At 72.9% G+C, this 15,210-nt stretch carries 16 protein-coding genes and 1 riboswitch; of the genes, 6 read left to right on the top strand and 10 right to left on the bottom strand.

Going from position 1 to position 15,210, the window contains the following annotated elements; translation table 11 throughout:
• Positions 1–5: 5 nt before the first annotated feature.
• Positions 6–653: a hypothetical protein gene (locus ACFW6P_RS09330; protein WP_386355154.1), complete on the bottom strand. Its 648-nt coding sequence runs from the start codon at positions 651–653 to the stop codon at positions 6–8.
• Entirely contained in the window at positions 646–1,443 is a 798-nt protein-coding gene (locus ACFW6P_RS09325) for an alpha/beta hydrolase (protein WP_386355157.1), read from the bottom strand. The genes ACFW6P_RS09330 and ACFW6P_RS09325 overlap by 8 nt, the downstream gene beginning before the upstream one ends.
• 201 nt (positions 1,444–1,644) lie before the next feature.
• Between ACFW6P_RS09325 and ACFW6P_RS09320 the strand changes: the two genes are divergently transcribed.
• From ACFW6P_RS09320 to ACFW6P_RS09310, 3 genes are read left to right on the top strand one after another with little or no spacing between them, the layout of a single operon-like run.
• The gene (locus ACFW6P_RS09320; protein ID WP_386423292.1) at positions 1,645–2,529 is read left to right on the top strand and encodes a lysophospholipid acyltransferase family protein; all 885 of its coding nucleotides are present in this window, start codon (positions 1,645–1,647) and stop codon (positions 2,527–2,529) included.
• A gap of 29 nt (positions 2,530–2,558) precedes the next feature.
• Complete coding sequence (macS, locus tag ACFW6P_RS09315) at positions 2,559–3,794, top strand: MacS family sensor histidine kinase (RefSeq protein ID WP_386355163.1); 1,236 nt, start codon at positions 2,559–2,561, stop codon at positions 3,792–3,794.
• Positions 3,791–4,477: a response regulator gene (locus ACFW6P_RS09310; RefSeq protein WP_386355166.1), complete on the top strand. Its 687-nt coding sequence runs from the start codon at positions 3,791–3,793 to the stop codon at positions 4,475–4,477. The genes macS and ACFW6P_RS09310 overlap by 4 nt, the downstream gene beginning before the upstream one ends.
• Before the next feature lie 97 nt (positions 4,478–4,574).
• On the opposite strand, the gene ACFW6P_RS09305 is transcribed toward ACFW6P_RS09310, so the two are convergent.
• Positions 4,575–6,458 carry an anthranilate synthase family protein gene (locus ACFW6P_RS09305; RefSeq protein WP_386423290.1) on the bottom strand — a complete coding sequence of 628 codons (1,884 nt, stop codon included), beginning with the start codon at positions 6,456–6,458 and terminating at the stop codon, positions 4,575–4,577.
• A gap of 96 nt (positions 6,459–6,554) precedes the next feature.
• The gene (locus ACFW6P_RS09300) at positions 6,555–6,644 is read right to left on the bottom strand and encodes a trp operon leader peptide (RefSeq protein WP_386423288.1); all 90 of its coding nucleotides are present in this window, start codon (positions 6,642–6,644) and stop codon (positions 6,555–6,557) included.
• A 203-nt stretch (positions 6,645–6,847) separates the two neighbouring features.
• Here ACFW6P_RS09300 and ACFW6P_RS09295 point away from each other — a divergent pair, with 203 nt between their 5' ends.
• Both ACFW6P_RS09295 and ACFW6P_RS09290 read left to right on the top strand, forming a co-directional pair.
• Positions 6,848–8,203, top strand: coding sequence for a class II 3-deoxy-7-phosphoheptulonate synthase (locus tag ACFW6P_RS09295; RefSeq protein WP_386423287.1), 1,356 nt, complete (start codon positions 6,848–6,850; stop codon positions 8,201–8,203).
• A gap of 144 nt (positions 8,204–8,347) precedes the next feature.
• The gene (locus ACFW6P_RS09290) at positions 8,348–8,581 is read left to right on the top strand and encodes a bacterioferritin-associated ferredoxin (protein ID WP_386355176.1); all 234 of its coding nucleotides are present in this window, start codon (positions 8,348–8,350) and stop codon (positions 8,579–8,581) included.
• Between the two features lie 10 nt (positions 8,582–8,591).
• Here ACFW6P_RS09290 and bfr read toward each other — a convergent pair whose 3' ends face one another.
• On the bottom strand, positions 8,592–9,068 hold the full coding sequence (bfr, locus tag ACFW6P_RS09285) for a bacterioferritin (RefSeq protein ID WP_386355179.1): 477 nt from the start codon (positions 9,066–9,068) through the stop codon (positions 8,592–8,594).
• 174 nt (positions 9,069–9,242) lie between these two features.
• Here bfr and ACFW6P_RS09280 point away from each other — a divergent pair, with 174 nt between their 5' ends.
• Entirely contained in the window at positions 9,243–9,893 is a 651-nt protein-coding gene (locus ACFW6P_RS09280) for a sulfite oxidase-like oxidoreductase (RefSeq protein WP_386355180.1), read from the top strand.
• A 4-nt stretch (positions 9,894–9,897) separates the two neighbouring features.
• On the opposite strand, the gene ACFW6P_RS09275 is transcribed toward ACFW6P_RS09280, so the two are convergent.
• From ACFW6P_RS09275 to thiO, 5 genes are all read right to left on the bottom strand, one after another.
• Entirely contained in the window at positions 9,898–10,776 is an 879-nt protein-coding gene (locus tag ACFW6P_RS09275) for a deoxyribonuclease IV (RefSeq protein ID WP_386355182.1), read from the bottom strand.
• 58 nt (positions 10,777–10,834) lie between these two features.
• Entirely contained in the window at positions 10,835–12,808 is a 1,974-nt protein-coding gene (pknB, locus tag ACFW6P_RS09270) for a Stk1 family PASTA domain-containing Ser/Thr kinase (RefSeq protein ID WP_386355184.1), read from the bottom strand.
• 93 nt (positions 12,809–12,901) lie between these two features.
• Positions 12,902–13,699, bottom strand: a complete 798-nt coding sequence (locus ACFW6P_RS09265) for a thiazole synthase (RefSeq protein WP_386355187.1) — start codon at positions 13,697–13,699, stop codon at positions 12,902–12,904.
• Positions 13,700–13,701: 2 nt separating this feature from the next.
• Entirely contained in the window at positions 13,702–13,902 is a 201-nt protein-coding gene (gene thiS, locus ACFW6P_RS09260; RefSeq protein WP_386423285.1) for a sulfur carrier protein ThiS, read from the bottom strand.
• Positions 13,899–15,068, bottom strand: coding sequence for a glycine oxidase ThiO (gene thiO, locus ACFW6P_RS09255; RefSeq protein WP_386355192.1), 1,170 nt, complete (start codon positions 15,066–15,068; stop codon positions 13,899–13,901). Before thiO ends, thiS begins: the two co-directional genes overlap by 4 nt.
• A riboswitch (TPP riboswitch) is annotated at positions 15,066–15,177 on the bottom strand. It overlaps the preceding gene by 3 nt.
• Positions 15,178–15,210 lie beyond the last annotated feature (33 nt).

Raw genomic sequence — 15,210 nt, 5'->3', positions numbered from 1 at the left:
CGTCCCTAGACGACCGCGCCGCGCCCCGGGTCGCCGTCGTCCTCGTCGTCCGTGCGCATCCGCATCACCAGCGTGGCGAACCCGCCGAGGAACCCGCCGATCCCCAGGGTCGCCAGCCACCAGGTCATATCCCAGCCGAGCAGCACGGCCAGCAGGAGCAGCACCGGGCCGCCGAGCACCCCGAGCCAGGCGAACCTCGCGGTGACGTCGGCGGCCGGCAGCGGCGGCGGCTCCGGCGGGACGAAGTGCCCCTCGTCGTCCTCGTCGAAGTCGTCCTCGGCCGGCGCGGGCGCGGTGTAGTCGCGCGGGCCGACCCCGGGCGCGAAGGAGACCGAACCGCCGAGCGGCTTCACCGGCTCGTCCGCGGCGGCCCCGGCCTCCCGGGTGCCCTTGGGCTCCGGCCCGTCCGGCTCGCCGGGCTTGCGGGCGTCACCGGCCGCCGGTCCGGCGCCGGCCGGGGCGGACCGGTCGTCGTTGGTCGGGGACTCCAGCAGCGCGAGGTCCTCGACCGACTTGAAGGGCTTGGCACCCGGCGGGTCCGGCGGCTCCTCGCCGTACCCGGCGACGATCGCCGCCCACGCGGCCTCCTCGTCGAACGGGACACCCTTCTCGTCGGGCTCGCGGCCCTCGCGGTCGGAGTCGTGCTCAGCCACCTGCGGTCGTCCCTTCCTTGCCGGGACCGGGCTCCTGGGCGGGGCCGGACGCGAGCCGGCCGATGAACGCGAGGCTCTCCTCGTGGATCCGGTCCGCGTCATGGTCCAACGTGGCGACGTGGTAGCTCTGTTCCAGCAGGACCTCCCGGACGTCCGTCGAGGAGATGCGGCTGAGGACACGCGCGGAGTCGGCGGGCGGCACCACGTGGTCCTGCGGGCTGTGCAGCAGCAGCACCGGCTGGGTGACCTGCGGCAGCTCGCCGTCGACGATCCGGAAGAACTGCCGCAGGGAGTGCGCCGCGTGCAGCGGCACCCGGTCGTAGCCGAGCTCCCTGCTGTCCGGCTTGGCGATGTCGCTGGCGATGCCCTTGGTGGCCGGGACGAGGTGGCGGATCACCGGCAGGGCGTGCGCGGCCAGGCCGTGCACCTTGTTCGCCGGGTTCACCACGACCACGCCGCTGACGGCGTCGCCGTGCTGGGCGGCGAGCCGCAGGGCCAGGGCGCCGCCCATGGACAGACCGGCGACGAAGACCTGCGCGCTGCGCTCGCGCAGCAGGCGCAGCTCGCGGTCCACCTCCGCGTACCAGTCCTGCCAGCCCGTGATCCGCAGGTCCTCCCAGCGTGTGCCGTGCCCGGGCAGCAGCGGCAGGGAGACGGTCAGGCCGTGTTCGGCGAGGTACTCCGCCCAGGGGCGCAGCGACTGCGGGGAACCGGTGAAGCCGTGGCAGAGGAGGACGGCGACCTCCCCGCCCTCGTGGCGAAACGGCTCGGCTCCGGCGAGGACCGGCACCTTCGGCCTCCAGGTCGTGAGAAGGGACGGACACGATCAGGGATGTCACGGAACGTCATGGAAGGAGTCGCACGGCGTTCGCGGGACCTTCACGGTACGCGACCGCACTGACACCGACCAGGGCCGCAGGAGCCTTTGGCGGCGCTCCGGGTTAAGGTCTGATCGACACATACAGGAGGCACTCGGTTGTTGTACGGCGCGATGAAGGTCGCTGTGGGGGGACCGCTGAAGGTCGCCTTCAGGCCCTGGGTGGAAGGCCTGGAGAACGTCCCCGCCGAGGGCCCCGCGATCCTGGCGAGCAACCACCTGTCCTTCTCGGACTCGTTCTTCCTGCCCGCGGTGCTGGACCGCAAGGTCACGTTCATCGCGAAGGCGGAGTACTTCACCACGCCCGGGGTCAAGGGCCGGTTGACGGCCGCCTTCTTCAAGGGGGTCGGCCAGCTGCCCGTGGACCGCTCCGGTGCGCGCGGCGCGGGGGAGGCCGCCATCAGGAGCGGCGTCGAGGTGCTGGAGCGCGGCGAGCTCTTCGGGATCTACCCGGAGGGGACCCGCTCGCCCGACGGCCGGCTCTACCGTGGCAAGCCGGGCGGCCTCGCGCGCGTGGCGCTCGCCACCGGCGCGCCCGTCATCCCGGTCGCCATGATCGACACGGAGAAGATCCAGCCGCCCGGCAAGGTCGTGCCGAAGCTGATGCGGCCGGGCATCCGGATCGGCAAGCCGCTGGACTTCAGCCGCTACCAGGGCATGGAGCACGACCGGTTCGTGCTCCGCGCGGTGACCGACGAGGTCATGTACGAGATCATGCGGCTCTCCGGCCAGGAGTACGTCGACATGTACGCGACGGCCATGAAGCGGCAGCTCGCGGAGGCGGCGAAGGCGGAGAAGGAGGCCGAGAAGGCGGCCAGGGCCGCGCTCGCCCGCGCGGAGAAGGAACGGGCCGAGAAGGAGAAGGCCGAGGAGGAGAAGGCCGAGGAGGAGAAGGCCGAGGAGGAGAAGGCCGAGCGGGACCGGGCGGCCGGCCGGGAGACGGCCGCCGGGAACCGGGCCGAGGACCAGCAGGCGGAGCAGCGGCGGACCGAGCCCTAGCCGGGGCTCAGCCCGGGGTGGTGGGGGACATGGCCGGACGCGAGCGGGTGATGAGGATGTCGGTCGAGCAGCCGCTGTGGCGTGCCCTCACCGCCTACCGGGTGCTCACCCTGCTGTACGCGGTCGGCCTGTTCACCACCGCCTACGACGAGTTCCCCCGCCCCTGGGTCGCCGTCGGCTACTACACCGTGCTCGGCGTGTGGACCCTGGCCACGCTGCCCCTGGTCGCGAACGCCGCCCGCTGCACCAAGCGGTTCCTCGCCGCCGACCTGACCGTCGCCGTCACCGGCATCCTCCTCACACCCCTCGCCGACGCCCACGAGCGGGTCCAGGCGGGCGGCCCGACCCTGCCGTCGATCTGGACCGCCGGTGCCGTCCTGGCCTGCGCCATCAAGGGCGGCTGGCGCTGGGCGGCCCTCGCCTCCGGCCTGGTGGCCGTCGCGAACCTCGTCGAGCGCGGCGCCCCGGCCCGGGACACCGTCCACAACGTCATCCTGGTCTGCATCGCCTCCGTCGCCATCGGCTACGTCGTCGAGGTCGCCCGCGCCTCCGAGCGCACCCTCGCCCGCGCCCTGGAGATCGAGGCCGCCACGCGGGAGCGGGAGCGGCTCGCCCGGGACATCCACGACAGCGTGCTGCAGGTGCTGGCCATGGTGCAGCGGCGCGGCGCGGTGATCGGCGGCGAGGCGGCGGAGCTGGGCCGGATGGCCGGCGAGCAGGAGGTCGCGCTGCGCACCCTGGTCTCCGGCGGGCTGGTGCCGGTCTCCCGGGTCTCGGAGGACGCCGCGCAGGGCGCGGTGGTACGCGCCGTCGAGGAGGAGCCGCGGGAGAGCGGCCCGGCCGACCTGCGCGCCCTGCTCGCCCCGTACGCCGGTTCCAGGGTCAGCCTCGCCGAGCCCGGCGCGCCCGTGCCGCTGGCGCCGGCCGCGGCCCGCGAGCTGGCCGCGGCGGTCGGGGCCGCCCTGGACAACGTCCGCAAGCACGCCGGGGACGGGGCGCGTGCCTGGATCCTGGTCGAGGACGAGCCGGACGAGGTGATCGTCACCGTCCGGGACGACGGCCCCGGCATCCCCGAGGGCCGGCTCGCCCAGGCCGAGGGCGAGGGGCGGCTCGGGGTCGCCCTGTCGATCCGCGGCCGGCTGCGCGACCTGGGCGGCAGCGCGGAGCTGATCTCGGTGCCGGGCCAGGGCACGGAGGTCGAGTTGAAGGTGCCGAAGGGCACGCGGGACGCGAAGGACCCACGGGGGAAGGCGGAGCAGCGATGACGGGGACGACGGACGACCGGCAGGAGGGCCCGATCAAGGTCATGGTGGTCGACGACCATCCCATGTGGCGTGACGCCGTCGCCCGCGACCTGGCGGAGTCGGGCTTCGAGGTGGTCGCCACCGCGGGCGACGGCGAGCAGGCCGTGCGCCGCGCCCAGGCCGCCGGGCCCGACGTCCTCGTGCTCGACCTGAACCTCCCCGGCAAACCCGGCGTCCAGGTCTGCAAGGAGGTCGTGGCGGCGAACCCGGCCCTGCGCGTGCTGGTGCTGTCCGCCAGCGGCGAGCACGCCGACGTCCTGGAGGCCGTGAAGTCCGGGGCGACCGGGTACCTGCTGAAGTCGGCCTCCACCGAGGAGCTCCAGGACGCGGTCCGCCGGACGGCCGCCGGCGACCCCGTCTTCACCCCCGGCCTGGCCGGACTGGTCCTCGGCGAGTACCGCCGCCTGGCCTCCGAACCGGCCCCCGCCGCCGACGAGCCGAAGGCGCCCCGGCTCACCGACCGCGAGACCGAGGTGCTGCGCCTGGTGGCCAAGGGCCTGAGCTACAAACAGATCGCCGAACGCCTGGTGATCTCCCACCGCACGGTGCAGAACCACGTCCAGAACACCCTGGGCAAGCTCCACCTTCACAACCGCGTGGAACTGGTCCGGTACGCCATCGAGCGCGGCCTCGACGACGAGTGAGACGCCGCACGGCCCGGGGACTGTCCGAGGCGGCGGGGCCGGCGCTCCGGGCCCGGTCGGCTCCGGCCGGGGCGGCGCGGCCCCGGCCGGACCCCGGCTACGCCGTGGGCGTGCTCGTGTCCCGCAGCTGCCCCACCAGCTCCCGCACGATCCGCGCCCCGTTCAGCGTCAGCACCGACTCCGGGTGGAACTGCACCCCGGCGAAGCCCGGTCCGCGCAGCGCGTGCAGCTCCCCGTTCGCGGCGCGGGAGACCTCGACCCCGTGGGCCGACAGCTCGGCCGCCGCCCCGTCGTCGCAGCGCGCCACGAAGCTGTTGTAGAAGCCGACGGTCTCCCGCCGCCCGAACAGCTCTATCACCGTCTGCGCCCCCTGGTACGGCACGTCCTTGCGCACGATGTCCAGCCCCAGCTCGGCCGCGATCAGCTCGTGCCCGAGACAGACGCCCAGCACGCCCTGCCCCCCGGCCCGGATCACCTCGGCCGTCAGGGCGCGCAGGAACCGCATCTTCGGATCCGCCGTGTCCGACGGATCGCCCGGCCCGGGCCCGAGCACCACCGGCCCCGCGTGCCCGAGCACCGCCCGGCGCAGTCCCGGCTCGTCGTACCGCCGCACGGTCACCTCCAGCCCGCCGGCCCGCAGCACGTGCGCGAGCATCGCCGTGAAGGTGTCCTCCCCGTCGACGACCAGGGCGTGGCCCGCCAGTTCAGCGGACCGCTCCTGCATCCGCAGCCAGAAGGGCGCCAGTGAGGCCCGGCGCCCGTCCAGCGCCGCCCGGACCCGGGGGTCGTCGGCCAGTTTCGGCCGGACGGCCTCCGCGCGCGGACGGGAAGGAGCGACCCCCAGCGCCGCCAGCACACCCGCCGCCTTCGCGTGGGTCTCGGCGACCTCGCTGCGCGGATCCGAGCCGCGCACCAGGGTCGCGCCGACCGATACCCGCAGCCGTCCGCCGGCGTCGATGTCGGCGGTGCGGATCAGGATGGGGGAGTCGAGGGTCTGGGCCCCGCCCGCGTCCCGGCCGACGAGCGCCAGCGCCCCGGAGTAGTAGCCCCGCCCGCCGGTCTCGTGCCGCTCGATCACCCGGCATGCGTTCTGCACCGGCGAGCCCGTGACGGTCGCCGCGAACAGGGTCTCCCTCAGCACCTCCCGCACGTCCAGCGAGGACCGGCCGCGCAGTTCGTACTCGGTGTGCGCGAGATGGGCCATCTCCTTCAGCCGGGGCCCGACCACGACCCCGCCCATGTCGCCGACGGTGCACATCATCTTGAGCTCCTCGTCGACGACCATCGACAGCTCCTCCACCTCCTTGCCGTCGGCGAGGAAGCCGAACAGGTGCTCGGGCGTCGGGCCCTCGGCGGGGTAGCGGTAGGTGCCGCTGATCGGGTTCATGACGACGGTTCCGCCGGACATCCGGACGTGCACCTCGGGGCTGGCGCCGACGAGGGTCCGCCCACCCGTCTCCCGCCCGTCCCCGGTGTGCACGGCGAACGTCCAGTACGCGCCCCGCTCGCCCTGCAGCAACCGCCGGAACAGCGCCAGCGCGTCGGCCCGCCCGAACCCGGGGATCTCACCCACGTACGTCCGCCGGATCACGAAGTTCGCGCCCTCCCCCCGGCCGATCTCCTCGTCCAGCACCCGGCCGACGATCCGCGCGTACTCCTCGTCGGTGATGTCGAAGCGACCGCCGTTGACGCGCACCTCGTGCGCCGGGAGCTGTTCGAGGGCGTCGGCGAGCGGGACGGTGTACGACTCCTCTGGCGTCAGCGCGAGCAGGGGCGTGCCGTCGTCGCGGACATCGAAGCCGCGCTCGCGGATCTGGCGGAAGGGGACGAGCGCGAGGCTCTCGTCGGGCAGGTCGGCGAGGCGGTCGCAGACGGCGACCGGGCCGATCAGGACCTCGACCAGCTCGTGGTCGTGGCCCGGGGTACGGCGGCGGAGCAGGGCGAACGGACGGGGGTCGTCCAGCAAGCCGAGCAGGTTCATGGGTCCGTGCTCCTTCTCGGGGAGAGAGGAACGGACCCCGGGAACACCGAAGGCCGCCCCTCGGGCGGCCTTCGCGAAGTCTGTGCGTACGCGCAGTCAGTGGGCCGCCGGATGAGCGGTCCACCACCAGGTCTGGATCGAGTGCGCGAACACGGCAGGCACGCTACACGATGCGACGCGTGACATGTGCGGTCTCGCGTCGTTACAGGTGGTGTTCCCCGTCGGCGCGGGGATGGCCCCAGGCTGAGGACGCTGCTTCACATGGGCGCGGTGCTCCCCGCCACTGCGGGGATGCCGGATCCGCCTCTCCGCCGCCGGGCGGAGAGGCCCTCGTCTCATTTGTTGAGCGCCGGAATGGACGGCCTATGCGACCGCGTACTGTGGTGCGCGTGACCGTGAACGCTGATTCTCAAAGCGTCGCCGATCAGGCGACCTGGCGAAAACTGCCTGCGGCGCAGCAGCCCGAGTACCCGGATGCCGAGGCTCTGCGCGATGTGATCGCCGAGCTTGAAATGTATCCCCCGCTCGTGTTCGCCGGCGAGTGTGACCAGCTGCGCGCGCGTATGGCGGCGGTTGCGCGAGGTGAGGCGTTTCTGCTCCAGGGCGGTGACTGCGCCGAATCCTTCGAGGCGGTGTCCGCCGAGCACATCCGGGCGAAGTTGAAGACGCTGCTCCAGATGGGCGCCGTGCTGACGTACGCCGCCTCCGTGCCGGTCGTCAAGGTCGGCCGTATCGCCGGCCAGTACTCCAAGCCGCGCTCCAAGCCGATCGAGACCCGCGACGGCGTGACGCTGCCGACCTACCGCGGCGACTCCGTCAACGGCTTCGAGTTCACCGAGGAGGCCCGGGTCCCGGACCCCGAGCGGCTGAAGCGGATGTACCACGCCTCCGCCTCCACGCTGAACCTGGTGCGCGCCTTCACCACCGGCGGCTACGCCGACCTGCGCCAGGTGCACGCCTGGAACCAGGACTTCGTGAAGTCGTCCCCGTCGGGGCAGCGCTACGAACAGCTGGCGCGCGAGATCGACCAGGCGCTCAACTTCATGCACGCCTGCGGGGCCGACCCGGAGGAGTTCAAGACGGTCGAGTTCTACGCCTCCCACGAGGCGCTGCTGCTCGACTACGAGTCCGCCCTGACCCGGGTCGACTCGCGCACGGGCAGCCTGTACGACGTCTCCGGGCACATGGTGTGGATCGGTGAGCGCACCCGGCAGCTGGACCACGCGCACATCGAGTTCGCCTCGAAGATCCGCAACCCCGTCGGCATCAAGCTGGGTCCGACGACCACCGCCGAGGAGGCGCTGCAGTACATCGACCGCCTCGACCCCGAGCGGGAGCCGGGCCGGCTGACCTTCATCGTGCGCATGGGCGCCGACAAGGTCCGCGACAAGCTCCCCGAGCTGGTCGAGAAGGTCACCGCCTCGGGTGCCACCGTGGCCTGGGTGACCGACCCGATGCACGGCAACACCTTCGAGGCGGCCTCCGGGCACAAGACCCGCCGCTTCGACGACGTGCTCGACGAGGTCAAGGGCTTCTTCGAGGTCCACAAGGCGCTCGGCACGCACCCGGGCGGCATCCACGTGGAGCTCACCGGCGACGACGTCACCGAGTGCGTCGGCGGCGGCGACGAGATCTTCGTCGACGACCTGCACCAGCGCTACGAGACGGCCTGCGACCCGCGCCTGAACCGCAGCCAGTCGCTCGACCTGGCGTTCCTCGTGGCGGAGATGTACCGGGACCAGTAGGGGTTCCGTTTCGAGGGCACGGACTGGGGCGCGGATCACACGATCCGCGCCCCTCTCCACTGTTGCGGCCCGGACCCGGCAGGTAAGGTTAGGTTAGCCTCACCGATCATCGGGGACGGCGCCAGAGAACGACCCCGTCGGGAGGTGGACCGCGTGTACGTCTGCAGTTGTTTCGGTGTCACCGAGCAGCAGGTCAAGCAGCACGCGGACAACGGCGCCGGCACCCCCCGCCAGATCGCCTCCGCCTGCGAGGCGGGTACGGACTGCGGGTCCTGCGTGCGCCGGATCCAGTCGATCCTCGGCCGGGGCGCGTGCCCCCGCCGCGAGCCGGCCGACCAGGGCCGGCCGGTGCTCACCGGCCTGGAGGACGCCGCCTGACGGGCGGGTCCTAGCTCGGCTGCTCGATCTGCTGGGCGATGTACAGCGCCTCACCGAGCTTCTCGATCAGCTCCAGCTGCGTGTCCAGGTAGTCGATGTGGTGCTCCTCGTCCGCGAGGATCTCCTCGAAGATGTTCGCCGACGTGACGTCCCCCTTGCTGCGCATCACCTCGATCCCGCGCTTGAGGCGGTCGATCGCCTCCACCTCGATCTGCCGGTCGGCCTGGAACATCTCGGTGACCGTCTGCCCGACCCGCACGTGGAAGAGCCGCTGGTAGTTCGGCAGACCGTCCAGCATGAGGATGCGCTCGGTGAGCGTGTCCGCGTGCTTCATCTCGTCCATGGACTCTTCACGCGTGTACTTGGCGAGCTTGGTCCAGCCCTTGTTGTCCTGGATCCGGTAGTGCAGCCAGTACTGGTTGACCGCGGTCAGCTCGCCGGTCAACTGTTCGTTCAGGAATTCGAGGACCTCGGGGTCGCCCTGCATAGCAGAGGCTCCTTCCAACGCGGGGGACTGGCGGGTTGCGCCGCATGATTCCACTGGGCGCGAAGATCGTCCAGTAAGTGTTCACTTAGTAAGTAAGGGCATGCTTAGTTGTTTTTGTCGCGTTCGGCGTGACCCCGGTCAGGGGCATCACCCGGGGTCTGTCAGGATGGAGTCATGGGGCAGCCGCAGGGACACGAATCGGAAGAAGGGCACGATTCGTCGGGAGCGACACAGCCCGTGCTGCCCCCGGGACAGCGCCTGCAGCGCGGCTGGCCGGTCACGCACTACGGACCCGTGCCAAAGTTCCGGCCCGAGCGCTGGGAGTTCCGGGTCTTCGGGGCCACCGCCGAGGGCGGCAAGCACTGCTGGACCCACGAGGAGTTCACGGCCCTGCCCCACACGAGCGTCGTGGCCGATCTGCACTGCGTCACGAAGTTCAGCATGCTGGGCGCCGAGTGGGGCGGCGTCCCCGCCCGCACGATCCTCGACCTCGCCCCGCCCGCGGACGACGTCACCCATGTGATGGTGTGGGCCGAGTACGGATTCAGCTCCAACCTCCGGCTGACCGACCTCGCCGCCGGCCAGACCCTGTTCGCCACCCACAAGGACGGCGAACTGCTCACCGCCGAGCACGGGTTCCCGCTCCGCCTGATCGTGCCGCACCTGTACGCCTGGAAGGGCCCCAAGTGGGTGCGCGGCGTGGAGTACATGACCGCCGACCGCCGCGGCTTCTGGGAGGAGCGCGGCTACCACAACATCGGCGACCCGTGGCGGGAGCAGCGCTACTCGTACCAGGAGGAGCCCGGGGACGGGCCCGGCGTCTGACGCCTCAGCCGTCGCGCAGCTTCTTCAGCCGCTCCACGTCCGCGGCGTGCCCCTGCCTGCCGCCCGGCGTCTCGATGACCAGCGGTACGCCCTCGGTCGCGGGGTGGGTCATCAGTGCCCGGAACGGGTCCTCGCCGATGTGGCCGACGCCGATGTTCTCGTGCCGGTCCTTGTGGGCGCCCACCACATCCTTGGAGTCGTTGGCGTGGATCAGCCTCAGCCGGCCCTCGCCGACCGTGTCCACCAGCAGGTCCAGTGTCCGGTGCATGCCGTCGGGGCCGGTCAGATCGTGCCCGGCGGCGAAGATGTGACAGGTGTCCAGGCACACGCCCAGCATCGGGTGGGCGTCCAGGGCCTCGAAGTACGGGCCGAAGTCCCCGGTCCTGCTGCACAGCGAGGCGCCCTGCCCGGCGGTCGACTCCAGCAGCAGGAACGGGTCGTCGTCGTGGGTCAGCTGGTCGAGCAGCGGCAGCAGACGCTCCCGGACCTGCCGCAGTGCCACCGGCCGCTCCCGGCCCCCGGTCGCGCTGCCGGTGTGCACGACCACGCCGCGCGCCCCGATCTCCCGCCCGCGCCGCAGCGAGTGCCGCAGCGACTCCACCGACCGCTCCACGGTCGCCTCGGTGTGCGAGCCGAAGTTGATCAGGTAGGGGGCGTGCACGTACACGGGGAGGGACTCGGCCTCGCAGGCCGCGCGGAACGCCTCGTCCTGCCGGGGGTCGCCCACCGGGGTGGCCCAGCCGCGCGGGTTGGCGACGAAGACCTGGACGGCCTCCGCCCGCAGGTCACGGGCGTAGGACAGACCGATGCGGTGGAGGCCGCCGGCCACGGGGACGTGGCCGCCCACGGGGTTGCGGGAAGGGCCGGACAGCTGAGGGTTCACCCGTTCAGGGTGCCATGCGTCGGGGCCGGGCCCGTCCACGGGCTCCCCGCCGGGCCCCTCACCTGATCCTGATGGTGATCGTCGAACCTTTGGGCGCGGTCTCGCCGCCCTCGACGGACTGCGCCCTGACGGTGTCGCCGAACAGGCCGAGCAGACCGCGGTCCTCGTCGACCTCGAATCCGGCGCCCTCCAGTGCCTGCCTGGCCTCGTCCACGCTGTCGCCGACCACGTCCGGGACCTCGATCATCTCGGGGCCCTTGGACAGGGTCAGCGTCACGGTGTCGCCCTGGGCGGCCCGGCCGCCCGGCCCGGGGGTCTGGCCGACGACCTGGCCCTTGCCGTACTCCGAGGAGTGGACCCGCTCGGGGGCGATCTTCACCTCGAGACCGGCGTCCTGCAGTTCGGACCTGGCGTCGGCCAGGTCGGAGCCGGTGACGTCCGGGATGTCCACGGGGCTGCCCTTGCTGACGACGAGCGCGACGGCCGAGCCCGCGCGCACCTGAGTGCCGTCCGCCGGCCGTGCGGAGATCACCGAGCCGCGCCGCACGTCCTCGCTGAACTCCCGCGTGACCATGCCCGGCTCCAGCCCGTCCTCCTTGAGCCGGGACCGGGCCTCGTCCAGCTCCCGGCCCGCCAGCGCGGGCACCCGCACCGTCTCGGGCCCGTCGGAGAGGGTGATGCTCACCGCGTCGTTGCCCCGGATGCGCGCCCCGGGCTCCGGGTCGGTGCTGATGATCCGGCCGCGCTCCACCGTGTCGCTGTAGGCGTGCTCGACCTTGCCGAGCTCCAGACCGGCGTCCGCCAGCCGGTCCTCGGCCTGCTCCTGGGTCTTCGTCAGCAGCGGCGGGACCTTGGTGAACTGGCCCGAGTTGATGTACCAGAAGCCGGCGACCAGGCCCACCGCGAGCAGGGCGGCGACGACGATCGACACGGGACCGCGCCGGGAGCCCGTGCGGCGCCGGGCCGGGGGAGGCGGGGGCGGGGAGGCGAGCCGGCTCGTGCGGTGGAGGGCGGCCTCGGAGCCCTCCCCGGCCTCACCGGGGGGCAGCGGGTCCGACGGGGGTGCGGCCGCCCGGGTGAAGTCGAGCGTGGGGGTGGTCAGCACCCGCGGGATCACGCTCGTCCGGTCGTCGGCGTTGTCGTGGTCCGGGGCGAGCGCCCGCGGCGGCACCGCGTCCAGTTCGTCCGGGCTCAGCCGTGCGCGCCCGTCGCGGACCTGCGCGAGCAGCGCCACCGCGTCGTACGGGCGGATCTCCGGGGTACGGGCCGTCGCCGAGGCGACCATCTCGTCCAGCTCGTGGGCCAGGCCGGGCACGGCGGCCGAGGGCGGCGGGACGTCCTCGTGCAGGTGCTTGTAGAGGATCACGGCCGGGGAGTCGCCCTCGTGCGGCTTGTCGCCGGTCAGCATCTCGAAGAGCATCACGCCGCACGCGTACACGTCGACGCGGGGGTCGGCGGTGCCGTCCTCTACCTGCTCGGGGGCCAGGTACGAGACCGTGCCGAGGACGGTGCCGGTGGTGTTCGTCACCGTGTCCACGGCCCGGACCAGGCCGAAGTCGGCGACCTTGACCCGGCCGTCGTCCCCGATCAGGACGTTCTCGGGCTTCATGTCGCGGTGCACGAACCCGGCGCGGTGCGCGGCGCCGAGCGCGGCCAGGACCGGCTCCAGGATGTCCAGGGCGGCGCGCGGCTGCAGGGCCCCGCGCTCGCGCAGCACGTCCCGCAGGGTGCAGCCCGCCACGTACTCCATGGCGAGGTAGACGTACGAGCCGTCGGTGCCCTGGTCGAAGACCTGCACCACGTTCGGGTGCGCCAGCCGGGCCACGGACTTCGCCTCGCGGATGAACCGCTCGACGAACGAGCCGTCGACCGCGAGCGAGGGGTGCATCACCTTGAGCGCGAGGACCCGGTCGAGCCGGGTGTCCACGGCCCGGTAGACCGTGGCCATCCCGCCGACCGCGATCCGCGCGTCGATGCGGTACCGGCCGTCGAGCACCTGCCCGACCAAGGGGTCCTGAAGGGTCGTGTCCACGCAGGCGAGTGTACGAGTCACCGCCGACACCCCTGTCCCGCCGCCGGAATCCGGGTCGGGACTGCAGCCGACCTGTGACGTGTCGCCGGCGGTCTAGCGAAAGGCGGGCCGCTCCGGGTCCAGGACGGCCCTGCCCTCCGCGGGGGAGGACGCCTGCGCGAAATGCCGCCTCGGGATGCGCCCGGCGCGGTACGCCAGCCGGCCCGCCTCCACGGCGTGCCGCATCGCGTCGGCCATCAGCACCGGCTCCCGGGCCCGTGTCACCGCCGAGGCGAGCATCACACCCGCGCACCCCAGCTCCATCGCCAGCGCCGCGTCCGACGCCGTGCCGGCCCCCGCGTCCAGGATCACCGGCACGCGCGCGTGCTCGACGATCAGCTGGAAGTTGTGCGGGTTGCGGATGCCGAGCCCCGAGCCGATCGGTGAGCCCAGCGGCATGATCGCCGCGCAGCCGGCGTCCTCCAGCCTGCGCGCCAGCACCGGGTCGTCGTTGGTGTACGGCAGCACCGTGAAACCGTCGTCGACCAGCGTCTCGGCGGCGTCCAGCAGCTCGATCGGATCCGGCAGCAGGGTGCGCTCGTCGGCGATGACCTCCAGTTTGATCAGGTCCGTGCCGAGCGCCTCGCGCGCGAGGCGGGCGGTCAGGACGGCCTCGCCGGCGGTGAAGCAGCCCGCCGTGTTGGGCAGCACCCGGATGCGGAGCTTGTCGAGGACGGACAGCACCGAGCCGTGCACCGAGGCGTCCACGCGGCGCATCGCGACCGTCGTCAGCTCCGTGCCGGAGGCCACCAGCGACCGCTCCAGCACGTCGAGGCTGGGCGCCCCGCCCGTGCCCATGATCAGGCGGGACGTGAAGGACGTACCACCGAGGACGAACGGATCGTCGGCCATCGTCAGCCTCCTTGGACGGCGGTGAGGACTTCCACGCGGTCCCCCTCGGACAGCGGTGTGCAAGGCCACTGTGCGCGCGGGACGACGTTTTCGTTGAGGGCGGCGGCCACCCCGGAGGGCGAGGCGGTCAGCGACCTCACGACGGTGTCGAGAGCCGTGCCGGGCCGGACGTCCCGGGGCTCCCCGTTGACGGAGATGTTCATACGGGCTGCTCCGTGAGTGCGGTCGCGGCGTGGAAGCGCCGCGGGGTGAAGGGCCGGGCCTCCTCGGGCAGTTCGCCCGTGACCAGGGCGTGCGCCAGGGCGTCGCCGGTGACCGGTGTGAGCAGGACGCCGTTGCGGTAGTGCCCGGTGGCCAGCAGCAGCCCGTCCAGACCGGTCGGGCCGAGCAGCGGGGCGTTGTCCGGGGAGCCCGGCCGCAGCCCGGCCCGGGTCTCGGTGAGCGGCAGCTCGGTGATGCCCGGGACCAGCTCGTGCGCGTCGCGCAGCAGCTCGTACACGCCGCCCGCGGTCACGGTGGTGTCCCAGCCCTGCTCCTCGGTGGTCGCCCCGATCACCAGCTCGCCGCTCTCGCGCGGCACCAGGTAGACGTGGCTGCCCCGCACCACCGCGCGGACGGTCCGGCTCAGGAACGGCCCGTGCCGCCCCGGCATGGTCAGCCGCACGACCTGTCCCTTCACCGGCCGCACCGGCGGCAGCACGTCCTCGGGGACGCCCGCGAGCCGCCCGCTCAGGCTGCCCGCGGCCAGTACGACGCGCCCGGCTCCCAGCGTGGTCCCGCCGGCCGTGACGGCACCCGTGGCCCGGTCCCGTGCGACGGTGAGCCGCTCGGCCCACTCCCGGTGGACGGCCACGCCCGCCCGCTCGCACGCCTCGACCAGCGCCGCGGCCAGCCGCCGCGGGTCGATCTGGTGGTCGCCGTCGACCCGCAGCCCGCCGCGCACCCCGGGTGCGAGCATCGGCTCGAGCCGGCGGCACTCCCGCCCCGGCAGCCACTGCGACTCCAGGCCCGACTGCTGCTGCAGGGCGTGCAGTTCGCGCAGGTGGGTCCGGTCGTCGGCGTCCAGGGCCACGGCGAGGGTGCCGCAGCGGCGGTAGCCGAGGTCGTGGCCGGTCAGCTCGGTCAGCTCCGCGGCGAAGTCCGGGTAGCGCCGGGCGGAGGCGAGGTTCAGGCCGAGCAGGGTCTGCTCGCCGTAGTGCAGTTCCGTGACGGCGGCCAGCATCCCGGCCGCCACCCGGGCGGCGCCGCCGCCCGGCTCGGGGTCCAGCACGGCCGTGGAGAGCCCGCGCTGCGCGGCCCGCCAGGCCGTGACCAGGCCGATGATCCCGCCCCCGATGACGAGGACGTCTGAGGTCGGCGTACGCGACATGGGCGTCCAGCCCCTCCCTTCGCCGGCATGACCCGGATCAGGTTCGTACGGTCGGAGGCCGCCAGCCTCCCTCTCAGCCCGGTGCGTCCGGGCTCCCGCGAGTGCTCTACGTCGGCCACCCTAGCCCGAGCCGGCACACCGC

The organism is Streptomyces sp. NPDC058741 (genome assembly GCF_042746715.1).
Taxonomy (GTDB): domain Bacteria; phylum Actinomycetota; class Actinomycetes; order Streptomycetales; family Streptomycetaceae; genus Streptomyces.
The sequence above is the reverse complement of the archived record's forward strand: the minus strand, read 5'-3'. Positions and strand labels throughout refer to the sequence as shown.

Bases quoted from the DNA above. Each gene is read 5' to 3' on its own strand.
- ACFW6P_RS09310 (WP_386355166.1), top strand. From the start codon at position 3,791: ATGACGGGGACGACGGACGACCGGCAGGAGGGCCCGATCAAGGTCATG.
- ACFW6P_RS09305 (WP_386423290.1), bottom strand. From the start codon at position 6,458: ATGAACCTGCTCGGCTTGCTGGACGACCCCCGTCCGTTCGCCCTGCTC.
- thiO (WP_386355192.1), bottom strand. From the start codon at position 15,068: ATGTCGCGTACGCCGACCTCAGACGTCCTCGTCATCGGGGGCGGGATC.
- thiS (WP_386423285.1), bottom strand. From the start codon at position 13,902: ATGAACATCTCCGTCAACGGGGAGCCCCGGGACGTCCGGCCCGGCACG.
- ACFW6P_RS09300 (WP_386423288.1), bottom strand. From the start codon at position 6,644: ATGTCACGCGTCGCATCGTGTAGCGTGCCTGCCGTGTTCGCGCACTCG.
- ACFW6P_RS09265 (WP_386355187.1), bottom strand. From the start codon at position 13,699: ATGGCCGACGATCCGTTCGTCCTCGGTGGTACGTCCTTCACGTCCCGC.
- ACFW6P_RS09320 (WP_386423292.1), top strand. From the start codon at position 1,645: ATGAAGGTCGCTGTGGGGGGACCGCTGAAGGTCGCCTTCAGGCCCTGG.
- macS (WP_386355163.1), top strand. From the start codon at position 2,559: ATGGCCGGACGCGAGCGGGTGATGAGGATGTCGGTCGAGCAGCCGCTG.
- ACFW6P_RS09280 (WP_386355180.1), top strand. From the start codon at position 9,243: ATGGGGCAGCCGCAGGGACACGAATCGGAAGAAGGGCACGATTCGTCG.
- bfr (WP_386355179.1), bottom strand. From the start codon at position 9,068: ATGCAGGGCGACCCCGAGGTCCTCGAATTCCTGAACGAACAGTTGACC.